Below are 22519 nucleotides of genomic sequence, written 5' to 3' on the forward strand. Positions count from 1 at the left end.
AGCGTTCCACCGGAGTCATCGATGATCCGACGCCGTCGTTCCGTCCTCCCTCTTCTCGCCGCCCTGCTTGCGCTGGGTGGCACCTGCGCGCTGCAGGCAGCGGCTTCGCCGGCAACGGAAGCCACCACGCGGACCGCCCCCTCCGGCGTGTGGTACGAGATCTTCGTGCGCAGCTGGTACGACACCAACGGCGACGGCATCGGCGACCTCAACGGCGTCACCGCCAAGCTCGACTACCTGCAGTCGCTGGGCGTCAGCGGCATCTGGCTGATGCCGATCAATCCCTCGCCCAGCTACCACGGCTACGACGTCACCGACTACGAGGCGGTGAACCCGCAGTACGGCACACTGGCCGACTTCCGCCGCCTGGCGGACGAGGCGCACAAGCGCGGCATCCGCGTCATCATCGACATGGTGATCAACCACACCAGCAACGAAAACCCGTGGTTCAAGGCCGCGCTGGATACGAAGAGCCCCTACCACGACTGGTACAGCTGGGCCGACAAGTACACCGACCTGGAAAGCGGCAGCGCCGCCGGCAGCCAGGCCTGGCACCCGGCGGGCAAAGAACACTACCTCGGCATCTTCACGGCGGATATGCCCGACCTGAACTACGACAACCGTGCCGTGCGCGCCGCGATGGTCAAAGCCGGCCAGTTCTGGCTGAAACAAGGCGCGGACGGCTTCCGCCTCGACGCCGCCCGGCACATCTACGAGAACTTCCCGTGGGATGTGGATGACCCCGCCGCGCTGGCGAAGAACCTCGACTGGTGGAACGAATACCGCCGCGGCCTGGCCGCGGTGAACCCGCACACTTACCTGGTGGGCGAGGTGACTCAGCCCGCCGCCACTATGCTCGCGCCGTACCTGAAACCGCTGGATGCCGTGTTCAACTTCCCGTTGACGGTACAGCTGATCGACGCCGCGAAAAGCGAACGCAACCAGGGGCTGGGCCCCACACTGGACCGCAGCTATGCCGCCTACCAGGCCGTCGGCGGCAAGGCGATCAAGGATGCACCCTTCCTTTCCAACCACGACCAGGAACGCGTGATGAGCCAGCTCGACGGCAATCCGCAACACATGCACACCGCCGCTGCGATGCTGCTCACGCTGCCGGGCGAGCCGTACATCTATTACGGCGAGGAGCTGGGCACGCTGGGCAAGAAACCCGACCCCGCACTGCGCGAGCCGATGCGCTGGGATCGTGCGACCAGAGCCAAGGGCGAAACCACCTGGGAAGCCGGCAACCCTGCCAACGGCGCGGCTGTCTCGGTCGAGGCCGAGCAGGCTGATCCGCACTCGTTGTTGCATTACTACACGCAGCTGATCCACTGGCGCAGCGAGGTGCCGGCCTTGCGCGACGGCGGTTTCCGCGCCTACCCCGAGGCCAGCGACCACCTCGCCGCCTGGGAACGCAGCGACGGCCGCGACACCGTACTGGTGGTGCACAACCTCTCCAGCCAAACGCAGACGATGACGCTGGACGTGCCCGGCGAACCGCACTACAGCCGCGTGCTGAAGCAGACCGGCCCCGGCGCGGCAATCCACGGCAGCACGCTGAGCGTGCCGGCCTACAGCAGCGTGGTGCTGCAGTGACGGCCCGGCTCCTGGCCGCCGCCCTGGCCGCCGGCCTGCTGGTTTCCGCACAAGCACGGTCCGCTACAGCTCCGGCAGCCTCCGCCGTGCATGCCGATGCGCAAGGCGTAGCGTTCCGCCTGGGCGCCGAACAGCTATCGATCCGCCTCGACGGCGCCGGCGTGGTGCACGTGCAGGCGCTGCCCGCCGGCGTCGACGAAGTGCACACGCTGGTGCTCGATCCGAACGCAAAGCCCGCTGCCGTCGCCGATGCGCGTGTGCACGACGACGGTGCCGCGTTCACTCTGACCAGCGACCGGCTCACCGCGATCTGGCACAAGGGCCCGGGCACGCTGGAACTGCAGGACGCACAACACCATCCGCTGCTCACGCTCGACCTCGCCGCACTGACGCAAGGCCACGTGCAATTGGGCCATGCGCCGGGCGACGCCTTGTACGGCATCGGCGGCTATGACAAGGACCAGGATGCTTCCGCCGGCCTGCTGCGCACGGGCAAGCAGGTGGCCAAGGCCGGTGAACAAGGCCACGCCGGCGCACCTTTCGTGTGGAGCACCGCCGGTTACGGCGTGCTGGTGGACAGCGACGGCGCCGACTTCATGCTCAAGGGCGGCCGCATCGATATCACCGCCCTGTCCAAGCCAGCGGTGGACGTCTATCTGATGTCCGGCGATCCCATGCAACTGTTCGGTGCGCTCGCCGACCTCAGCGGCCACGCGCCGCTGTTCCCGCGCTGGGCGAACGGCTTCATCAACAGCCAATGGGGCATCGACGAGCAGGAGTTCCGCCAGATCGTCGCCACCTATCGCGCGAAGCATATCCCGCTGGACGCCTTCACCTTCGACTTCGACTGGAAGGCCTGGGGCGAGGACTGGGGCGAGTTCCGCTGGAACGCGACGAAATTCCCCGCCGGCCCCACCGGCAAGCTGAAGGCCGACATGGATGCGCTCGGCGTGCACATGACCGGCATCATGAAGCCGCGCGTGCACGTGGAAACCGTGGAAGGTCGCTACGCCACCGCGCACGATCTGTGGCTGCCCGGCGAGAAGGTCAGCCCCGACTACTTCTCGCACAAGCCGGTAAAGGACCTCGACTTCGACAAGCCGGCCACGCGCGCCTGGTTCTTCAACGACGCGCTCAAGCACAGCTTCGACACCGGCATCGTCGGCTGGTGGAACGACGAGGCGGATACCACCAAGAGCGATACCCAGTTCCTCAACATGCAGCGCACGATCTACGACGGCCAGCGCGCGTACTCGAAGCTGCGCGTGTGGTCGATCAATCGTGATTTCTGGCTGGGTGCGCAGCGCTACGCCTACGGCCTGTGGTCGGGCGACATCCAGACCGGCTTCGCCAGCATGGCCGCGCAACGCCCGCGCATGCTCAGCGCGATCAACGCGGGCGAGACGCAGTGGGGCATGGACGGCGGCGGCTTCTTCGGCCATCCCTCCGACGAGAACTATGCGCGTTGGATCGAGTTCGGCGCGTTCACGCCGGTGTTCCGCGTGCACGGCACCGAGGGCGAAAAGCGCCAGCCATGGACCTACGGCCCGGCGGCCGAGGCGGCGGCGACGCGTGCGATCCGTCTGCGCTACGCGCTGCTGCCCTACATCTATGCCTACCAGCATCGCGCCAGCACGCAAGGCGTGGGCCTGGTGCAGCCGCTGGCCTTCGCCTGGCCGCATGACGCACAGGCACGCAACGACGTGGACGCCTGGCTGTTCGGCGACTGGATGCTGGTGTCGCCGGTGGTCGAACAAGGCCAGGCCACGAAACGCATCTACCTGCCTGCAGGCACCTGGACCGATTGGGCCGACGGCAAGACCTACCAAGGCGGCCAGACCATCGATTACCCGGTCGATGCGAAGACCTGGCGCGACACCCCGCTGTTCATCCGCGCCGGCGCGATCATCCCCACCCAGCCGGTGATGGACTGGACAGGCCAGCACCCGGTGACCAGGGTCGCCGTCGATGTATTTCCCGCTGACCAGGCCAGCCATTTCGACTATTACGACGACGACGGCGAAACCTATGCCTACGCGGATGGCGCGTACTTCCTGCAGCACCTCGCCACGCAGCGCAATGGCAACACGGTGAGCTTCAGCATCACGGCACCCGAGGGCAGCTATCGCCCTGAGCTGCGCCTCTGGCTGGTGCGGATACACGGCATCGCGGCAAGCAATGTCGACCTCGGCGGCACGGCGCTGCGGCACTACGCGACGCCGGCCGAACTGGCCGCCGCCGACGGCGAGGGCTGGGGCGCCGGCAGCGACCGCTACGGCCCGGTCACCGTGCTCAAGCTCGATGCCGGCGCGGCACGCACGCTGACACTGCACGCAGCTGCCGCGCATTGAGAGGAGGTTGCGCCGCGCCGGGAGTGCGCGGCGCAGGGAGGTTCCGCGGCCAGGCATGGCCCCCATCACCGTCACGCGAGGAGTTGCCGGCCCTGGGCCCCGGCGAGCGCGGCGGCATCCGCCCAGTCCTACCGGGAGGGTTTCGATGAGTCATTCGATAAAGCAGGATCTGCGCGGCCTGCACAGGCTGCCGCTTGCGCTGTGCCTGGCGCTGGCGGTGTCCGGCGCATCGCTGTGGAGCGCCGCCGCGTGGGCCGCCAGCAACGACAACAACGTGGAATGGGCCGGCCTGTTCCACGACCAGGGCCCGCTGTACGACAGCGCCCCGGAGCCCACGGCGAGCACGCCGGTGACGCTCACGTTCCGCACCTTCAAGGGCGACATCACCAGCGCCAATATCAAGTACTACGACAGCGCCGATGGCCAGTTCCACTGGGTGGCGATGCATTGGGCGGCCAACGACGCCACCGGCACCTACGACCTCTGGCAGGGCACCATCCCCGCGACTTCGTCGAAGAAGTACTACCGCTTCCAGATCAACGACGGCACCGCCACCGCCTGGTACAACGCGGCCGGCATCACCAGCAGCGAGCCGTCGTCCGGCGACTTCTTCGTCATTCCCGGCTTCAAGACGCCAAGCTGGATGAAGAACGGCGTGATGTACCAGGTCTTCCCGGACCGCTTCTACAACGGCGACACCGGCAACGACGTCACCAACGGCGCATACACCTACGCCGGCTGCGCCACCGAGCAACACGCCTGGGGCACCGGCGTGACCGCCAACGTCAGCGGCTGCAACAGCGCGGTGTTCTTCGGTGGCGACCTCGCCGGCGTCGACCAGAAGCTCGGCTACATCAAGAGCACGCTGGGCGCCGACATCATCTACCTGAACCCGATCTTCTCCTCGCCGACCAACCACAAGTACGACACCCAGAATTACTACACGGTCGACCCGGCCTTCGGCAGCAACGCCACGCTGCAGCAGCTGATCGGCGACGTGCACAGCGCCAGCAACGGCCCGTCCGGCTACATCATCCTGGACGGCGTGTTCAACCACAGCGGCGACAGCAATTGCTGGTTCGGCGCGCAGAGCTACGACGCGATCACTTGCCCGCAGCAGGGCGCCTACCAGTCGCAGGCCAGCCCGTACTACAGCTACTACACCTTCCAGACCTGGCCCGGCAGCTATTCGACGTTCTTCGGCATTTCCAGCATGCCTAAGCTGGACTACGGCGCCAGCGGCTCGGCCACGCGCAATCAGATCTACGGCAACTCCGGTTCGGTGGTGCAGACCTGGCTGGAGCAGCCTTACGGCATCGACGGCTGGCGACTGGATGCGGCGCAGTACCTCGACGCCGGCGGCAACAACGGCAGCGACGCCACCAATCACCAGATCATGCAGGAGCTGCGCACAGCGGTGAAATCGGTCAACCCGAACGCCACCATCGTCGGCGAATACTGGGGTGACGCCTCATCCTGGCTGGACGACGGCACCGAGTGGGATGGCGCGATGAACTACAACGGTTTCACCCAACCGGTATCGGAATGGATCTGCGGCGTGGACGAAAGCGGCAACAGCGCCGCGCTGGTCCCGAGCAAGCTCGACAGCTGGCTGCTCGGCACGCGCGCCGACCTGCCGATCGACGTGCAGCAGACCATGACCAACTTCCTCGGCAGCCACGACACCTCGCGCTTCGCCACGCGCTGCGGCGGCGATATCTGGAAGACCTACCTCGGCCTGATCTTCCAGATGACCTACGTCGGCACGCCGACCATCTACTACGGCGACGAATACGGCATGCAAGGTGGCGCCGATCCGGACAACCGCCGCAGCTTCGACTGGAGCCAGGCCACCACGAGCAACACTGCAGTGGCGCTGACGCAGCAGCTGATTCGCATCCGCAACACCTACCCGGCCCTGCGCACCGGCTCGTTCATGACCTTGCTCACCGACGACACCAACGACATCTACGCGTTCGGCCGCTTCGACCAGAACAACCGCGTCGCCGTGGTGCTCAACGGCACCGGCAATACCGAAACGGTGACGGTGCCGGTGTACGAGGAGAGCATGACCAACGGCAGCCAGGTCACCGACTTGCTCACCGGCACCAAATACACCGTCAGCGGCGGCACCGTCACGCTGAGCGTGGAGGGCCACTACGGCGCCATCCTGGCGCAATGAGCCATGCTCCTCCGTCCCGTGGCGGAGGGGCTTCTCACACAAGACTGCATGCATCTGCGTACACTGGCCCCTGGACCATCGCATGCCTGCGCGTGCGATGGTCCGGCCACGGGGGGCCGCCGACACGCAGGCGACGGGCAAGCGCACGAGCTGCTGCCCGCCGGGGATCGAGGGAAAATCACATGAGCAAGATCGTCACGCACGTCGCTTCGCGCCACCTCCGGCGGAGGCCTGCCGCATGAGCGTCTTCAGCAGCTTGATGCTCGCGCTGACCGCCGCCGCACACGGCCCGCTGTGGCACGACAACCTGCACTGGCGCGGCCAGAGCGCCAGCATGACGATCCAGCCCGGCGGCGGCTTCCTGCTGCAGGCGGCGCACGACAAACGCATGATCCCCGTGCCGCCGTATGCCGTGCAGACCGCCAGTCCGCTGTTCGACGGCTTGTATGCAATGGCGCAGGACGACTTGCGCCAGGATTCGGTCGGCTCGATCCGCGACGACGCCTTCGACCACGGCCAGCCCATGCCGTGCACCTGCTTCGAGACGGGTGCGAAGTGGCATTACGTGTGGACGCGAGATCTCTCTTACGCGGTGGATCTCGGCCTCTGGCGTTTCGATGCCGCGCGCTCGCGCAACGGCCTGCGCTTCAAGCTCTCCGACAGTCGCATGGCCGGTGCGCCGAAAGGCCCCTTCGTCATGCAGGACACCGGCTCGGGCGGCAGCTGGCCGGTGAGCACCGACCGCGTGGCCTGGTTCCTCGCCGCGCGCCACCTGCTGGACGATCCGGCCTTCGCCGACACCACCTGGCGCGCGCTCACCGCCACCCTGGTCCAAGACCGGCGCTATGTCTTCGACGCCGGCATGGGCTTGTATCGGGGCGAAACGTCCTTCCTCGACTGGCGCGAGCAGAGCTACCCGGCGTGGATGGCGACCGATGTGGTGCCGATTGCGCAATCCTTCTCGCTCTCCACCAACGTGCTGCACTACCAGGCGCTGCTGCTGGCCGCGCGGCTGGCCGGCGAGCACCACGATGCGCGCGCCGCGGAATACCAGGCGCAGGCCGACGCGTTGAAGGACGCGATCAACACACGCTTCTGGCGTGCCGATCGCGGCATGTACATGAGCTACCTCGGCGGCGACGGCACCCCCTACGACAGCTACGACCTGCTCGGCATCGCGCTGGCGATCGACAGCGGCGTGGCCGACGCCGGCCGCGCACGGCAGGCGCTGGCGAACTACCCGGTGTGGCCCGCCGGGAGCCCGGTGATCTGGCCCGAGCGCAGCGACCAGCCGGTCTACCACAACCGTGCGATCTGGCCGTTCGTGAGCGCCTACGCGCTGCGTGCCGCACGCACGCTGGACGATCCCGCGCACATCGCGTTCGAGATCACCTCGCTGATGCGCGGCGCGGCGCTGGCCGGCTCCAACATGGAGAACTATGAGCTCACCACCGAGGCCACCCACGTGGACGACGGCAAGCTCAGCGGCCCGGTGGTGGATTCGCCGCGCCAGCTGTGGTCCGTGGCCGGCTACCTCGCGATGGTGAGCGAAGGCGTGTTCGGCCTCGGCGACGATGGCCGCATCGAGCCCAAGCTGCCGGTCTCGCTGGTCCCCATGCTGTTCGGCAACAAGGCCACGATCAGCTTGCAGCTGCCGGGCCGCCGCATCACCTTGCAGCGGCCGAAGAAACTCGACGGCAACCTGCTGGTGGCCGATCGCATCGACCCGCACGGCGACGACAGCGTGGTGCAACTGAAGGCGGTCACCGTGCCCGAGCTGCCGCTGCGCAGCAAGGTACCGCCCTTCGCGCCGCCGGCACCGGCCGCGCCGGACGTGACGCGCGATGGCGCGAACTGGCAGGTACGCAGCAGCGCGCCGGGCACGCTCTATCTCAATGGCCGGCGCGTGGGTGCGATCGAAGGCACGCTCGCGGTGCCCGCCGCCGACGCGCTGCAATGCTTCAGCGTCACCCAGGCGGGCGCTGGCGACCTCGAATCGCTGCAGAGCCCGCCGCGCTGCGAAGGCCCGGTCAGCAGCATCGAAGGCGCCTGGCCGCGAGCCTGGACCGCGCCAACGGCCGGCCGCTATCAGGTGGCGCTCAGCTACCGCAACGACCACGGTCCGATCAACACCGGCGTCACTGCCGCGGTGAAGCAGCTCGCGATCCGCTGCGAGGGCAGCCCGCTGCAGACCGTGCTGGTGGTGATGCCACACAGTGCGGGCGAACAGCTTTCCACCACCGCGCAGTTCGACGCCAAAGCGGGCGCACGTTGCGGCTTTACGCTGGAGCAGGGCTTCAACATGAGTTTCCTCGCCAACAACGCGCACTACACCGGCGGTGCCGGCGGCAGCGACGGCCCGCTCAACGACGCCGAGGTCGGCGCACTGCGCATCGCGCCGTTGCCGGCCGCGGAGGGCACTCCGTGACGCGCAAGCCCGAGCTGTCGTTCTGGCAGATCTGGAACATGTGCTTCGGCTTCCTCGGCATCCAGTTCGGTTTCGCGCTGCAGAACGCCAATGTCAGCCGGATCTTCCAGACGCTGGGCGCGAACGTGGACCAGATCCCGGTGCTGTGGATCGCCGCGCCGTTCACCGGGCTGATCGTGCAGCCGCTGATCGGCTATTTCTCCGACCGCACCTGGAACCGCTTCGGTCGCCGCCGCCCCTACTTTTTCGCGGGCGCGGTGCTGGCCACGCTTGCGCTGCTGGCGATACCGAACTCGCCCACGCTGTGGATCGCCGCGGGCCTGCTGTGGATCATGGACGCTTCGTTCAATGTGTCGATGGAGCCGTTCCGCGCCTTCGTGGGCGACCAGTTGCCGCCGCGCCAGCGCCCGCTGGGCTATGCGATGCAGAGCGTTTTCATCGGCGTGGGCGCCGTGGTGGCTTCGTTCCTGCCCTGGCTGCTCACCCGCTTCGGCGTGGCCAACACCGCGCCGGCCGGCATGGTGCCGCATTCGGTGATGTACGCCTTCTACGCGGGCGCAGCGGTGCTGCTGGGCGCGATGCTATGGACCATCTGCACCACGCGCGAGTACCCGCCGGAACAGCTGAAAGCCTTCGCCGACAGCCACGTGCAGGAAGAACCGGTGGACGTAGCCGGTGCGTGGAAGCCAGGCGCAGGGTTCCTGCTGCTTGGCGTGGCGCTGCTGGCGCTGATCTGGTTTTGCGCGCTGCGCGATGAGCTTTATCTGCTGGCTGGCGGCCTGATCGGCGCCGGCGCGCTGTTTGTGTGGCTGGCCCGCACGCAACGCCAGGGCGCGCTGCGCCAGATCATGGGCGACCTGTACGGCATGCCGCGCGCGATGCGCCGGCTGAACTGGGTGCAGTTCTTCTCCTGGTTCGCGATGTTCGCGATGTGGATCAACACCACGCCGGCCGTCGCCGGGCATTTCTTCGGCAGCACCGACACCACCTCCGCCGCCTACAACGATGGCGCGAACTGGGCCGGCGTGCTGATGGGCACCTACAACGGCGTGGGCGTGCTGGCCGCGATCGCGATTCCGGTCATGGTGCGCGCCTGCGGCCTGCGCTGGAGCCACCTGATCAACCTGTGGCTGGGTGGGCTGGGCCTGCTGTCCTTCCTGTTCATCCGCGACCCGCACTGGCTGATCGCCTCGATGGTCGGCGTGGGCTTCGCCTGGGCCTCGATCCTTTCGCTGCCCTACGCGATACTGTCGGACAACCTGCCCGCGGCGAAGATGGGCATCTACATGGGCATCTTCAATTTCTTCATCGTGATCCCGCAGCTGCTCGCCGCCAGCGTGCTCGGCGTGCTGCTGAAGCTGTTCTTCGGCGACCAGCCGATCTGGGCGCTGGCGCTGGGCGGCGCCAGCCTGATCGCGGCGGGACTGTGCACGCTACGCGTGCAGGAGCCATGCGCGATGGCCACGGGCGACATGGCATGACGCGCCCGCCGCGCCGCGGCGGCCTGCTTGCGTTGCTGTTCGCCTGCTGGCCGCTGCACGCGTTTGCCGCCGCTGCCGATACCTGCACGCCCACGCAGCGCACGCTGCAGCTCGATGCGCCCGCGTTCGCGCCGGAACGCGTCACGGTGGATGTCTACCTGCCCGGCGACTACGCCCGCTCCAGCCGCCGCTACCGCGTGCTGTATGCAGATGACGGCCAGGACATGCCGGCCGTCGGGCTGGTGCCCACGCTCACCGCGCTATGCCACGCGCAGGCGATCCGCCTGCCCATCGTGGTGGCGGTGCACATGTTGCGCGACCGCATGGGCACCTATGGGCTGTCGGACCGCGCGCAACGCCGCAGCCTCTCCGCCGACACCAAGTACGGCCCGGTCGGCCGGCGTGCCTACGATTACTCGCAATGGCTCGCCACACGGCTGGTGCCGTACATCGACGCGCACTACCGCAGCCGCCGCGATGCCGCTTCGCGCAGCATGCTTGGCTGGTCGCTGGGCGGACTGAATGCATTCAACCTGGGCTGGCAATACCCGGCGGTGTTCGGCCGCGTGGGCGCGTTCTCGCCCTCGTTCTGGCTCGCCGCCGACCGCGGCAGCGACGACGCGGTGGAGCGTACGCGACTGGCCCAGCGCATGGTCGACCGTGGGCCGAAACGCCCGCAGCTGCGCTTCTGGTTCGCCGCCGGCACCGCCGAGGAGACCAGCGACCGCGACCACGACGGCGTGATCGACGTGATCGGCGATATCCGCGACCTCATCGACGGCTACCACGCGGCGGACGGTTTCCGCCTGCGCGGCTTGCGCCAGCTCGGCTACAGCGTGAATCCGGACTACGCCGCGCAGCCCGGCCGCCATGCCGACGTCGCCATCTACCTGCTGCCCGGCGGCAAGCACCAGCAGGCTTCATGGGCGAAGATGCTGCCGCTGTTCCTGCGCTGGGACGATGGCGGCGGCAGCCGCTGACACGCATCCCGGCCGTTACGCCGAGGACGCACCCCGCGGCGAGGCGAAGAAGCGCTCCGCGTCGACCACCGGCATCGCCGCGCCCAGGCCGTTGCCCTGCAGTTCGTCGCAGCCCAGCCCGGCGAGGAAGACGGCCTGGGCCGGGGTCTCCACACCTTCGGCCGCGGCCAGCATGCGCAACTGGTGGGCCAGCTCGATGATGGTTTGCGCGATCGCGCCGTCGTCTGCGTTGCCGGGCAGGTCGCGCACGAAGCTCTGGTCGATCTTCAGCTTGTCGATGGGGAATTGCTTCAGGTAGGCGAGGCTGGAATAACCGGTGCCGAAATCGTCCAGCGACAGCAGCACGCCAAGCGACTTGAGGCCGCCGAGGGTACGGCGGATCCGCCCCACGTTCTCCATCAGCGCGCTCTCGGTCATTTCGATGTCCAGCATCGCCGGCGGCACGGCGTAACGCTGCAGCGCCTCGGTCACCTGCTCGACCAGGCGCGGATGCTGCAGCTGTTGCGCCGAAACATTCACCGCCATCGTGAAGCCGCGATGGCCGCGGTCCAGCCAGGCGCGCACTTGCCGCGCCGCCTGCATGAACACCCAGCCGCCGATCTCGGGCATCAGGCCCATGGCCTCGGCGACCGGGATGAAGCGGGCCGGCAGCACCCGCCCCAGCTCGCCGCAGTTCCAGCGCAGCAACGCCTCGAATCCGGTCAGCGAATGATCGAGCGCGTTGTACTGCGGCTGGTAATAGAGCTCCAGCTCGTCGTGGCGCAGCGCGTCGCGCAACCGGCTGCCCAGCAGCACGCGCTCTTCCAGCGCCTGCTTCTGCGCGACGCTGAACTCGCTGACGCGGTCGCGGCCATCGCGCTTGGCCTGCATCATCGCCGCCTCGGCGCTGCGCAGCAGGGTCTGCGGCGTATCGCCGTGTTCGGGCGAATGGCTGATGCCGATGCTGGCGGTGAGCAGCAGGCGGTAATCCTGTCCTTCGATCGGCCGCGCCACCACGCCGCGCAGGCGCTCGGCCAGCTCCAGCGCCGCGTCCCTGCCCAGGCCGCCGGCGGCTACCGCGAACCTGTCGCCGGTGATGCGGGCGATCTGCCACTGCGCCCCCAGCGCCGCGCGCAGTCGACCCGCTACGCGCCGCAGCGCGTCGTCGCCGATCACGTGGCCCACCGACTCGTTGACCGTCTGGAAGCGGTCGAGGCCGACCATCAGCACCCAGGCCGGCGTGGCGGGGTTCTGCAGGATCAAGGCCAGCGTGCGCTCCAGCAGCGGGCGGCGCGGCAAGCTGGTCACCGCATCGTGGCTGGCGGCGTGGGCCAGTTCCTGCTCGGCCTGGCGGCGCGCGGTGATGTCGCGCGCCACGGCGAAGATCAGGCCATCCGGCGTGGTGAACGCAGTCCATTCCAGCAGGTGTTCGCTGCCGTCCTTCGCCACGCAGCGGTTGACGAATTCGTGGACCCGCTGCTCCGCGTGGGCCGTGCCGAGGATCGGGTCGGACGCCATCGCATCGGGTTCCGGCAGCAGGAAGTCCCGGTAGCTGCGCGACTTCAGTTCGTCGGCGGTGTAGCCGATCAGGCGCGGCAGCGAGGGGTTGAACTGGATCAGACGCTCGCTGCGCGGATCGAGCATGCAGAAGATTTCCTGCGACATCTCGAAAAAGCGGTTGCGCTCGCGCAAGCGGCCGACCATCCGCTCGCTCTCGATCGCGATGCCGGCGATCGGCAGCATGCGGTCGATGCTCGCCAGCTCCTCCGGCCGCGGCGCGCGCGGCGCGCGGTAGTACACCGCGAACGTGCCCAGCACTTCGTCGTGGCTGCCGAGCACCGGCGTCGACCAGCAGGCCCGCAAGCCATGCGCCAGCGCCAGTTCGCGGTAAGCCGCCCAGTACGGGTGGGTGGCGATGTCTTCCACCACCACCCGCTTGCCGCACCAGGCCGCCGTGCCGCAGGAACCCTGCGCTTCGCCGATCGCCAGTCCGTGGACGTTCTGGTTGTAGTCCTCCGGCAGGCTGGGTGCGGCGCCGTGCAGCACGCGCCGACCATCCTCGTCGAGCAGCAGCAGCGAGCACAGCGCCCCGGGATTCAGCGATTCATGCAGGCGGGCGATGTGCCGCAGGCTTTCCGCCAACGGGCGATGCGCGGCGATGCCGAGCAGGATCTCGTGTTGGCCGGTGGCCATCCGCTCGTCGCGCTTGCGCGCGGAGATGTCCTGGCAGGCACCCAGCATGCGCACGGCGCGGCCGTCCGCGTCGACCTCCACCACGCCCCGGCTGTGCAGCACGCGCTCCTCGCCGTCCGGTCGCAGGATGCGCTCCTCGAACTCGAACACGCCGCCATCCCGCAGTGCGCGCTCGACGGCGTCGTGCACGCGCAAGCGATCGTCCGGATGCACACACGCCAGGTAGGCCTCGAAGGTGGCCGCATGGCTTGCCGGGTCGACACCGTAGATGCGGTACAGCTCGGTCGACCAACGGACCCGGTTGGAGGCGACCTCCCAGCTCCAGCTGCCGACGCGGGCCAGTTGCTGGGCCTGGTCCAGCAGGCGCTGCTGTTGCTGCAGCTGCTGATCGGCCTGCTTGCGCTCGGTGATGTCCTGGAAATAGACCGTCAGGCCGTCGGCCGACGGATAGATGTGGTTCTCAAGCCAGCGCTCGTGCGGCGGGTACCAGGCTTCGATGGTCCGTGGCCGCTGTTCGGCCATCGCCTGTTCGCAAGCCTGCCGGAACGGCGAGTCCGCGTCTTTCGGGAATTCCGTCCAGATATGCTTGCCGACCAGTTCCCCGGCACGGCGATCGAGCAGTTCGCCGGCCCGCGCATTGAGGTAGGTGAAACACCAGTTGCGGTCCAGCGCCACGTACGCATCGGTGATGCGTTCGAAGACATGCAGGGACTCAAACTCGGACTGACTACGCCCCATGGAATACGCGATCCTGTCGCGCGGCTGCGCGGACGGCTCGCGCAGGTTATGCCAGCCACGGATGCCCCGCAATGCGAAAACGCGATGGCGGCAATCGAATGATCTTGCGCCGCGGCTGCGCTATCAGCGCTGGCTCGAACGGCGCACCTTCAGCTGCGCCGGCAGCATGGCGCTGCCGGCGTCTTCGCCGCGAATCAGCCGCAACAACTGGTCGACCAGCACCTCGCCCGCCTTGCCGGTGTCCTGGCGTACCGTGGTGAGCGCGGGATTGACGAAACTGGCCATCGGGATGTCGTCGAAGCCGACCAGCGCCACGTCGCCAGGCACCGAAAAGCCGCGCTCGGCCAGGGCGCGCAAGGCGCCGATGGCGATCAGGTCGCTGGCGGCGAACACGGCGTCGAACGCCACGCCGCGTTCCAGCAGCAACTCGGCGGCCTCGTAACCGGCGCGTTCGGTGGTCTCGGCATCGGCCTGCAGGGTTTCGTCGACCGCCAGCCCGGCTTCGCGCAGTGCCGTCGCGTAACCACGGTAGCGTTCGTGGAACTCCGGGTAATGCGGCGTGGCGTCGCCGAGGAAGGCAATGCGCCGGCAGCCTTGTTCGATCAGGTGCCTGGTGGCGAGCCGGCCGCCCTCGTGGTTGTCGCAGCCGATCGATACGCCCGGCTGGCCAGGCAGCACCGCGCCCCAGCGCACGAAACGGGTGCCTTGCGCCACCAGCTTCTCCAGCTTGTCGCGGTGCGACTGGTAATCACCGTAGCCGAGCAGGATCAGGCCGTCGGCCTTCTGGCAGCCGGCGAAGTCGGCATGCCAGTCGCGCGAGAACTGCTGGAACGAGATCAGCAAGTCGTAGCCCTGTTGCGCGCTGGCGCGGGTGATGGAGCCCAGCATCGACAGGAAGAACGGGTTGATGTGCGAGTCGTCGGCGGTGGGATCCTCGAACAGCAGCAGCGCCAGCGTGCCGGTGTGCTGGCGGCGCAGGTTGGAGGCGTTCTTGTCCACCTTGTAGTTCAGCGTGTCGGCGGCCGACTGGATGCGCCGCCGGGTCTCCTCGCTGACCAGCGGACTGCCGCGCAGCGCGCGCGACACCGTGGACTGCGAGACCCCGGCGAGATGGGCGATATCGAACGATGTGGCCTTTCCCTTCATCCGCGCGACCTGATGCGTGGCACAGGCGACGACAGGTCGCCTGCTCACCGCATCCTACCGTGTCGCGCGGCGCAAGGCCTTACGCGTGCATGTCTTCGAGTTCCACGCCGCGCGTCTCGCGCACCGCGTACAACACGAACAGCAGGGACAGCAGCGCGAACGCCGCATACAGGCCGTAGGCGAACGGCAGGCCGAGCTCGGCCAGCGCGGGAAAGCTGCTGGTGATCGCGAAGTTGGCCAGCCACTGCGCCGCCGCGGCGACTGCCAGCGCGATCGCGCGGATGTTGTTGGGGAACATCTCGCCCAGCAGCACCCATACCACCGGCCCCCAGCTCACGCCGAAGCACACCACATACGCGTTTGCCGCGACCAGCGCCAGCATGCCTACGCCATGCGGCAAGGCCAGCGTGGCGCCGCTGCCGGTGGCCTGCGAAAAACACCACGCCATCAGCGCCAGGGTGATCGCCATGCCTGCCGAACCGACCGCCAGCAGCGGCTTGCGGCCGATCCGGTCCACCAGCGCGATCGCCACCAGAGTCACCAGCACGTTCACCACCGAGGTGACCACGGTGATGCTGAAGGCATCGGCTTCGCTGAAGCCCACCGAATGCCACAAGGTGGACGAGTAGTAGAAGATCACGTTGATGCCCACGAACTGCTGGAACACCGACAGCGCAATGCCGATCCACACCACCGGCAACAGGCCTGCGCACTTGCCGCGCAGGTCGCGCAGGCGCGGCCGGCGTTCCATGCGCAGGCTGCGCTCGATGTCCGTGAGCTTGCCGTTCAGTGCGGCCTCGTCGACAAGACCCAACACCTCACGCAGCACCGCCTTCGCCTCGGCCAGCCGGCCGCGCGCCACCAGGTAGCGCGGCGACTCCGGCACACCCAGCACTACCGTGCCGTAGACCAGTGCTGGCACCACCGCGGCGAGGAACATCCAGCGCCACGCTTCGAGCCCCAGCCACAAAGTTCTCCCGGCGCCGCCCGCCGCACCGGCCAGCCAGGCATCGCTGAGCAAGGCGGCGAAGATGCCCAGCACGATCGCCAGCTGCTGCATCGAACCCAGCCGGCCGCGGATCGCCGCGGGCGACACTTCGGCGATGTAGGCGGGCGCGATCACCGAGGCCATGCCCACGCCGGTGCCGCCGATCAGCCGCCACAGCACCAGGTCCCACACACCGTGCACCAGGCCCGAGCCCAGCGCGCTCACCGCCAGCAGCGTCGCCGCCACCTGCATGGTGCGCACGCGGCCGTAGCGGTCTGCCAGCGTTCCCGCATACCACGCGCCCAGCGCCGAGCCCAGCAACGCACAGGACACCGCAAAGCCGATCTGCCCCGCGCCCAGTCCGAAGCCGGCGCGCACCGCGTCCACGGCGCCGTTGATCACCGCCGTGTCCATGCCGAACAGGAAGCCGCCCAGCGCCGCCGCTGCCGCGATCAGCACCACCCGTGCCGTCGCGCGCTGCCCGCCCATGTCTTTCACGCCGCCCACTGCGCTCATCGCGTTCTCCCCCACGGCTGTCGCCTGCAAGGTTCCGATTCTGGCCGCGCCGGCGTCGCGCCGTCCCTTTGAATACGTATGCATGCCACTGCCGCCGGAGGCGGTTCAGGCAGCGGTGCCAACCACCAGCAATGCCGCGCGCAGCGCGTCCACGTAGGTACGGCTGGCGCGCAGTGGCGTGCCGTCGTGCAGGCGCAGCAAGCTGTCGCGGTTGGACAGCGCCTGCAGTTCGGCCACGCGGTCCAGCCGCACGATCGCCGAGCGGTGGATGCGCGCGAACTGTGCCGGGTCCAGCCGTGCAGCAAGCCGGTGCAGCGGCTCCCGCAGCAGGTGCATCTGTCCGCCGGCGTGCAGGCCCGCGTAGTCGCCCTGTGCCTCGATCCAGTCGATCTGTGCTGCATCTATCAGTCGCACACGCTGGCCCAGGCGCACCTCGAAACGGCTGGCCCAGGCCGGTGCCGGCGAAGGCATGGCAGGATCGCGCCGGCGCAGCGCCAGCACTTGCCGCGCACGGTCCAGCGCGTCGGCGAAGCGCTCGTCATCGATCGGCTTGAGCAGGTAGTCGAGCGCGTGCACGGCGAAGGCACGCAAGGCGAACTGCGCGTGCGCGGTGAGCAAGATCGCCAGCGGCCGCTCCGGCGGCGACAGGCTTTCGAGTGCATCCAGGCCGTTGATCCCCGGCATCTGCACGTCGATGAACACCAGGTCGGGACGCTGTGCGCGCATGGCGGCCAGCGCCGCCTCGCCGTCGGCGCACTCGCCGATCACGCTCACGTCCGGCTGTGTCGCCAGCCGTGCGCGCACACCGCCGCGCGCCAGTGGTTCGTCATCCACCACCAGCACGCGCAGCGTCATGCGGACTCCGGCGCGGCAACCGCAGCGGCACGGTACGGCAACACGATGTCGATCGCACAGCCGCCATCGATGGCCAGCGCAAACTCGAAGCGCTGCGCATCGCCGTAAAGCCGCGCCAGCCGCTCGCGCACGTTGCGCAGGCCGATGGCGGCCGGACGCGCCTCGTCGTCCGATGCATCGGGCACAGTCGGTACGCCGTCGTTGCGCAGCGACAGCCGCAGCGTTCCGCCATCGCGCTCGACCGTCAGCGCCACGCGGCCGGGCACGAGGCGCGGCGCAATGCCGTGGCGGATCGCATTCTCCAGCAACGGCTGCAGCAACAGCGGCGGCACCGCCGATTGCAGCACATCGGGACCAACGCGCACGTCCAGCAGCAAACGCTCGCCCAGGCGCACCTTCTCGATGTCGAGGTAATGGCCGGCCAGCGCCAGCTCCTCGGCCAGGGTCACCTCGTGCGCCTCGCCGCTGTCGAGCGTGGCGCGCAGCAGATCCGCCAGCCGCGCCAACATGCGGTTGGCTTCCGGATTGCGGTACTCGGCCACCAGCGTGGAAATCGCGTTGAGCGTGTTGAACAGGAAATGCGGCTGCAGCTGGTAGCGCAGCGCACGCAGTTCGGCGTCGCGCGCCAGCGCCGCGATCTCGCGCACGCGCTCGCGCTCGGCCTGCAGCGCCGCATAGTGATCCACCACCGCATGCACCGCGCCGAACGCGATCAGCGCCAGCCAGCAACCATCCAGCCCGCTGAACAGCAATGACCACTGGAAGCGCGGCAGTGCGCCGAGGCGGACCGCCAGCCATTCACCCACTGCGTTGTTGGCCAGCGACATCAGGTAGCTCAGTATCAGCAGCACCGGAATCGCCAGCAGCCACGACACACCGCGGCGGCGCAGCCAGCGTTGCGCGGCCGCCATCGGCACCATCCACAGCAGGTAGGTGGCCGCGTACAGCACGCGGAAATCCAGCGCGCGACCGTGGCCCAGCTCGGGCAGCGCCATCACCGCCATGCACAGCACCAGCGGCAGGCCCGCCAGCAGCGGCAACCAGAACGGAACGTCGGCAGCGCGGGATGTGGCGGACGGCACGGCGTGAATCATGTGCAAGGGTTTCCGGCAACGGCGGCAGGCCGGGGCACCCGCCGCCGCCTCACTCTAGCGCAGGTTCGTCGGCTCGCTGGAATACGCCATCCCGCTGATCTTCCAGCCTGCACCGGTGTTTACCAGCTGCCAGGCTTCATGGCCGCGGTTGTTGAGTTTGCCGTCGGCAAGGAACAGGAAGTCGAAATACACCGAGGCGATCGCGCCGTCGGTCTCGATGCGTACGTTGGAGAACTTCTCTTCCACGCGGCTCTTGCTGCCGACGACGAAGTCGATGAAGCGTCGATAGTTGTCGCCGTGGAAACGCGGCACCTGCGGATGCTTGGCGCTGAGCTGGCGGTAGGCGTCGTCGCCCAGCACTTCGAACCAGGCGCCGCCCTCGGGCATGAACAGGTTTTCCAGACCCGCCTTGTCCTTGGCGATCAGCGCCGCCTGGAACTTCGCGACCACCTGCTCGATCTGCGCGTGCGCGTCCGGCGGCGCCGGGGTGGCCGCGTGGGCGGCAAAAGCAACAGCGGCCAGCAACGGCCAGGCGAACCATCCGATTTTCTTCATGGGGACTCCGGTGCGTGGGTGGGCGAACCCATTGCACACGGCGCCGCGACTGACGCGCCAGCACGCTGCGACGAACCGTGCCTGCGGCGCGATGAAGCGCCGGCTTCTAGCCTGCCGGCTTGTAGTCGCAACTGCCGACCGGCCTGCCTTGGTAGGTGGTCTCCACTGCCACCGGACGGCCGACAGCAGTCATCGCGGCATGCATGCTGCCATCGATGCCTCCATCCGCATGCCGATGGAGCACTCCCTCGGCGGCAACCAGATGCGGACTGGTGCAAGCCACATGGAAAGTGATGGTGCTGCCGTTCTCGCGGTAATCGCTGATACTGCAATCGCTGCCCTCCTGCAGCAGCGCCTGCGGATCGAACTTGTCCGGAGCGGTGCAGATCTTTCGGCTCATCGTTTGCGGCGGCACAGCCATGCTCTGCATCTGTATTGTGACGGTCTGGCTGACTTCAATCAGCTTGCCATCCATCTTCTGAGCGAAGCACGTCGCGCAGACTGCAACCAAGACTAGGCCAGCGCCGAATGGCAGCAGTATCGGCAATTTCATGGACGTTCTCCTTGAGAGGAAGTATGGACAGCAACGGCGACCCCGGCCACTGCGCTACGAATGTCGGGACGCCGCAGTGGTGCACGCCTTATGCCGGAAACAACCCACCAAGTGGTCGTTGATCATGCCGGTGGCCTGCATCAGCGAATAGCAGATGGTGGTGCCCACGAAACGGAAGCCGCGCTTCTTCAGTTCCTTGCTCATGCGGTCGGAGAGCGGCGTGCTCGCCGGCACCTCGCTCCGGTCCTTCCAGCGATTGCGCAGCGGCTTGCCGTCGACGAAGGACCACAGATAGGCGTCCAGGCTGCCGGACTCCGCGATCACCTTCTGCGCAGCGATGGCGTTGTCGCGCGCCGCCGTCACCTTGAGCCGATTGCGGATGATGCCGGGGTCGAGCAGCAGCTTCTCCAGTTCGCGATCCTTCATCGCCGCCACGCGGGCGATGTCGAAGCCGTGGAAGGCCTTGCGGTAGTTGTCGCGCTTGGCCAGCACGGTGCGCCAGGACAGTCCCGCCTGCGCGCCTTCCAGGCACAGGAATTCGAACAAGGCGTCGTCGTCGTGCAACGGCACGCCCCACTCGGTGTCGTGGTAGGCGCACATCAGCGTGTCGTCGGCACTGGCCCAGTGGCAGCGGTGCATGCGGTGATCCCGGCTTGGCGCACTCGGCGCGATGGGGCGTAGTGAACCGCGCTCGACCGCGGCCCGCAAGCAACCACTACACTCGCGCCTTTCCACCAGTCCGCCGCCTATGCCTTCTCTATCTGCCGAACGCGGCGCCGTGCTGGCGCTGCTCGCCACGATTCTGTTGTGGGCCTACAGCTGGGTGGTGATGAAGCAGGTACTGGCCTATGCCGGACCGTTCGACTTCGCGGCGATGCGCTACCTGCTGGGCGCGACAGTGCTGTTCGCGGCGATGCTGCTGGCACGTCAGTCGCTGAAGCCGCCGCCGCTCGCGCCTACCCTTCTGATCGGGCTGTGCCAGACCGCGGCATTCCAGGGATTGGAGCAGTGGGCGCTGGTGCGTGGTGGCGCGGGCCACGTGGCGCTGCTGGCCTACACCATGCCGTTCTGGGCGGTGCTGCTGGCCTGGCTGATCCTGCACGAGCGACCTAGCCGCCGGCACTGGCTGGGCCTGGCGCTGGCCGCGCTGGGCCTCGTCTGCATCATCGAGCCGTGGCGCGGGCTGGGCAACGCGACGAGTACCGTGCTGGCCGTCGCCGGCGGCATGGCCTGGGCTACGGGCACGGTGTTGAGCAAGCGGCTGTTCCGACAGCACGCCGTATCCGCACTAGGACTCACTGCATGGCAAATGCTGGCTGGCGGCCTGGCCTTGGGCGTCGTGGCGCTCGCGGTGCCGCAGCGGGCGATCGACTGGAGCAGTGCCTTCGTGGGCGGCCTTGCCTACAGTGTGCTGATGGCATCCAGCCTGGCGTGGTGGCTGTGGTCGATCGTGCTGCGCCGCCTGCCCACCGCCCTGGCCAGCGTGAGCAGCCTGGGCGTGCCCATCGTCGGCGTGCTGCTGGCCTGGCTGATCCTGCGCGAGCAGCCCCGTGCGATGGAATGGCTGGGCATCGGCTTCGTGCTGCTAGGCCTGTGCGCGGTGAGCGGCGTGCGCCTGCGGCGACATTGAACAGGCTCTGAGGCCGCAAGTTCGCGCGACGGTGTTCAGCGCGGTGGCGCGACAAGGGCGATATCATGTGGCTGTCGTCCGCCACCGTCATGCCGATGCTTTCCCTGCCCCAACTCTGGTCCCATCTCGTCGATTGGCTGAGCAGCCATGCCGTGGCGCCTGCGCTCGATCTGCTGCACCTGGGCAAGCTCTCCGGCGATCCGCGCGATATTGCCGCTTCGCTGCTGATCGCAGCACTGCAGATCGGCATCATCGGTTTCATCTTCCGCCCGCTGGAAACCTTCTTTCCCGCGGAAAAGTGGGACAACCGCAAGCTCACCCTGGTGGACCGCAACTACACGGTGATGATGCTCATGGGCATCTTCCCGCTGTTTACCTACCTGATCCTGATGCCGTTCAGCCACCTGTTCGGCGGTGCCGACGCGGCCACCTCCAGCACCGGCTCGCCGCTGGCGCTGACGGCCCTGGTGCCGTGGTTCAACGGCCACCCCTACGTGCTGTTCGGCGTGTACTACGTGTTGTACGACCTGACGTACTACTGGATGCACCGCACCCAGCACGCGATCCCGTGGTGGTGGGCGCTGCACAGCATGCACCACAGCACGCGTCAGATGAGTTGCTGGACCAACGACCGCGGCAGCCTGATCGACGGCTTCATCCAGTCGATGATCCTCGCCGTAGTGGGCCTGGCAATGGGCGTGGATCCGGACGAGTTCGCCTGGCTGATGCTGCTCGGCGAACTGGTGCAGAACCTCTCGCATACGAACACGCGGCTGGGCTTCGGCCGGCTGTTCGAGCGCGTCTTCGTCGACCCGAAGTTCCACCGCCTGCATCACATGCTGGTGGATCCCGAACGACCGAAGCTGCACAACTGCAACTTCGGCCAGGTGTTCTCGATCTGGGACGTGATCTTCGGCACCGCGCTCTACGGCGAGCCGCCGCGCCCCACTGGCGTGGGCGACCCTGTGGTGGACGCGGACAACAACTACGGCCTGCTGGGCCTGCACTGGGCTTCGACGAAGCGCTTCCTGGCCGCGGTGCGCTGCCTGGACGGCTGGAAGCCGGGCGAAGTGGCGTTCGATCCGGCCACCCTGCGTCCAGTGTCGGTCGACAAGCTCGACCTGCACGCGCTGGCGCATCACCAGCCGGGTGCCGCCGTCGCGCATCCGGCCGGCGCGGCGACCAGCGATACCACTGTCGAGGAATCCGCGGCAGCCTAAGAGGCTGTTCAATGTCTCCGCGTGGCCGATGACG

The 22519-nt window shown here is 67.9% G+C and carries 16 protein-coding genes; 8 read left to right on the forward strand and 8 right to left on the reverse strand.

What is annotated here, in order from left to right; genetic code table 11:
* The first annotated feature begins 21 nt into the window (after positions 1–21).
* From ISP14_RS07585 to ISP14_RS07610, 6 genes are all read left to right on the forward strand, one after another.
* Complete coding sequence (locus tag ISP14_RS07585; RefSeq protein ID WP_404537755.1) at positions 22–1596, forward strand: alpha-amylase family glycosyl hydrolase; 1575 nt, start codon at positions 22–24, stop codon at positions 1594–1596.
* The gene (locus tag ISP14_RS07590; protein ID WP_404537757.1) at positions 1593–3947 is read left to right on the forward strand and encodes a TIM-barrel domain-containing protein; all 2355 of its coding nucleotides are present in this window, start codon (positions 1593–1595) and stop codon (positions 3945–3947) included. The genes ISP14_RS07585 and ISP14_RS07590 overlap by 4 nt, the downstream gene beginning before the upstream one ends.
* Before the next feature lie 145 nt (positions 3948–4092).
* Entirely contained in the window at positions 4093–6129 is a 2037-nt protein-coding gene (locus ISP14_RS07595) for a glycoside hydrolase family 13 protein (RefSeq protein WP_404537759.1), read from the forward strand.
* Positions 6130–6367: 238 nt separating this feature from the next.
* Complete coding sequence (locus ISP14_RS07600; RefSeq protein ID WP_404537761.1) at positions 6368–8557, forward strand: glucosidase family protein; 2190 nt, start codon at positions 6368–6370, stop codon at positions 8555–8557.
* A 38-nt stretch (positions 8558–8595) separates the two neighbouring features.
* Entirely contained in the window at positions 8596–10038 is a 1443-nt protein-coding gene (locus ISP14_RS07605) for an MFS transporter (RefSeq protein WP_404537834.1), read from the forward strand.
* A complete protein-coding gene (locus tag ISP14_RS07610; RefSeq protein ID WP_404537763.1) occupies positions 10035–11018 on the forward strand; it encodes an alpha/beta hydrolase in 984 nt (327 codons plus the stop codon). Before ISP14_RS07605 ends, ISP14_RS07610 begins: the two co-directional genes overlap by 4 nt.
* Before the next feature lie 15 nt (positions 11019–11033).
* On the opposite strand, the gene ISP14_RS07615 is transcribed toward ISP14_RS07610, so the two are convergent.
* The 8 genes from ISP14_RS07615 to ISP14_RS07650 all read right to left on the reverse strand — a co-directional run bounded on the left by ISP14_RS07615 (position 11034) and on the right by ISP14_RS07650 (position 20274).
* The gene (locus tag ISP14_RS07615; protein WP_404537765.1) at positions 11034–13928 is read right to left on the reverse strand and encodes an EAL domain-containing protein; all 2895 of its coding nucleotides are present in this window, start codon (positions 13926–13928) and stop codon (positions 11034–11036) included.
* Between the two features lie 123 nt (positions 13929–14051).
* A complete protein-coding gene (locus ISP14_RS07620; RefSeq protein ID WP_404537767.1) occupies positions 14052–15074 on the reverse strand; it encodes a LacI family DNA-binding transcriptional regulator in 1023 nt (340 codons plus the stop codon).
* Positions 15075–15153: 79 nt separating this feature from the next.
* Entirely contained in the window at positions 15154–16578 is a 1425-nt protein-coding gene (locus ISP14_RS07625) for a sugar porter family MFS transporter (RefSeq protein ID WP_404537769.1), read from the reverse strand.
* Between the two features lie 105 nt (positions 16579–16683).
* Positions 16684–17433 carry a LytR/AlgR family response regulator transcription factor gene (locus tag ISP14_RS07630; protein ID WP_404537771.1) on the reverse strand — a complete coding sequence of 250 codons (750 nt, stop codon included), beginning with the start codon at positions 17431–17433 and terminating at the stop codon, positions 16684–16686.
* Positions 17430–18527 (reverse strand): sensor histidine kinase, encoded by a 1098-nt coding sequence (locus ISP14_RS07635; RefSeq protein ID WP_404537772.1) that lies wholly within the window; start codon positions 18525–18527, stop codon positions 17430–17432. Before ISP14_RS07635 ends, ISP14_RS07630 begins: the two co-directional genes overlap by 4 nt.
* A 54-nt stretch (positions 18528–18581) precedes the next feature.
* Positions 18582–19082, reverse strand: coding sequence for a Cif family virulence factor (locus tag ISP14_RS07640; RefSeq protein WP_404537774.1), 501 nt, complete (start codon positions 19080–19082; stop codon positions 18582–18584).
* A 106-nt stretch (positions 19083–19188) separates the two neighbouring features.
* Positions 19189–19635: a DUF3617 domain-containing protein gene (locus ISP14_RS07645; RefSeq protein ID WP_404537776.1), complete on the reverse strand. Its 447-nt coding sequence runs from the start codon at positions 19633–19635 to the stop codon at positions 19189–19191.
* Positions 19636–19689: 54 nt separating this feature from the next.
* On the reverse strand, positions 19690–20274 hold the full coding sequence (locus ISP14_RS07650) for a DNA-3-methyladenine glycosylase I (RefSeq protein ID WP_404537778.1): 585 nt from the start codon (positions 20272–20274) through the stop codon (positions 19690–19692).
* A 109-nt stretch (positions 20275–20383) separates the two neighbouring features.
* Between ISP14_RS07650 and ISP14_RS07655 the strand changes: the two genes are divergently transcribed.
* Complete coding sequence (locus ISP14_RS07655; protein WP_404537780.1) at positions 20384–21265, forward strand: DMT family transporter; 882 nt, start codon at positions 20384–20386, stop codon at positions 21263–21265.
* Between the two features lie 95 nt (positions 21266–21360).
* Entirely contained in the window at positions 21361–22485 is a 1125-nt protein-coding gene (locus ISP14_RS07660) for a sterol desaturase family protein (protein WP_404537836.1), read from the forward strand.
* Positions 22486–22519: the final 34 nt, after the last annotated feature.

The sequence above is a fragment of the Dyella agri genome, assembly GCF_044904705.1.
Classification (GTDB): Bacteria; Pseudomonadota; Gammaproteobacteria; order Xanthomonadales; family Rhodanobacteraceae; genus Rhodanobacter_A; species Rhodanobacter_A agri.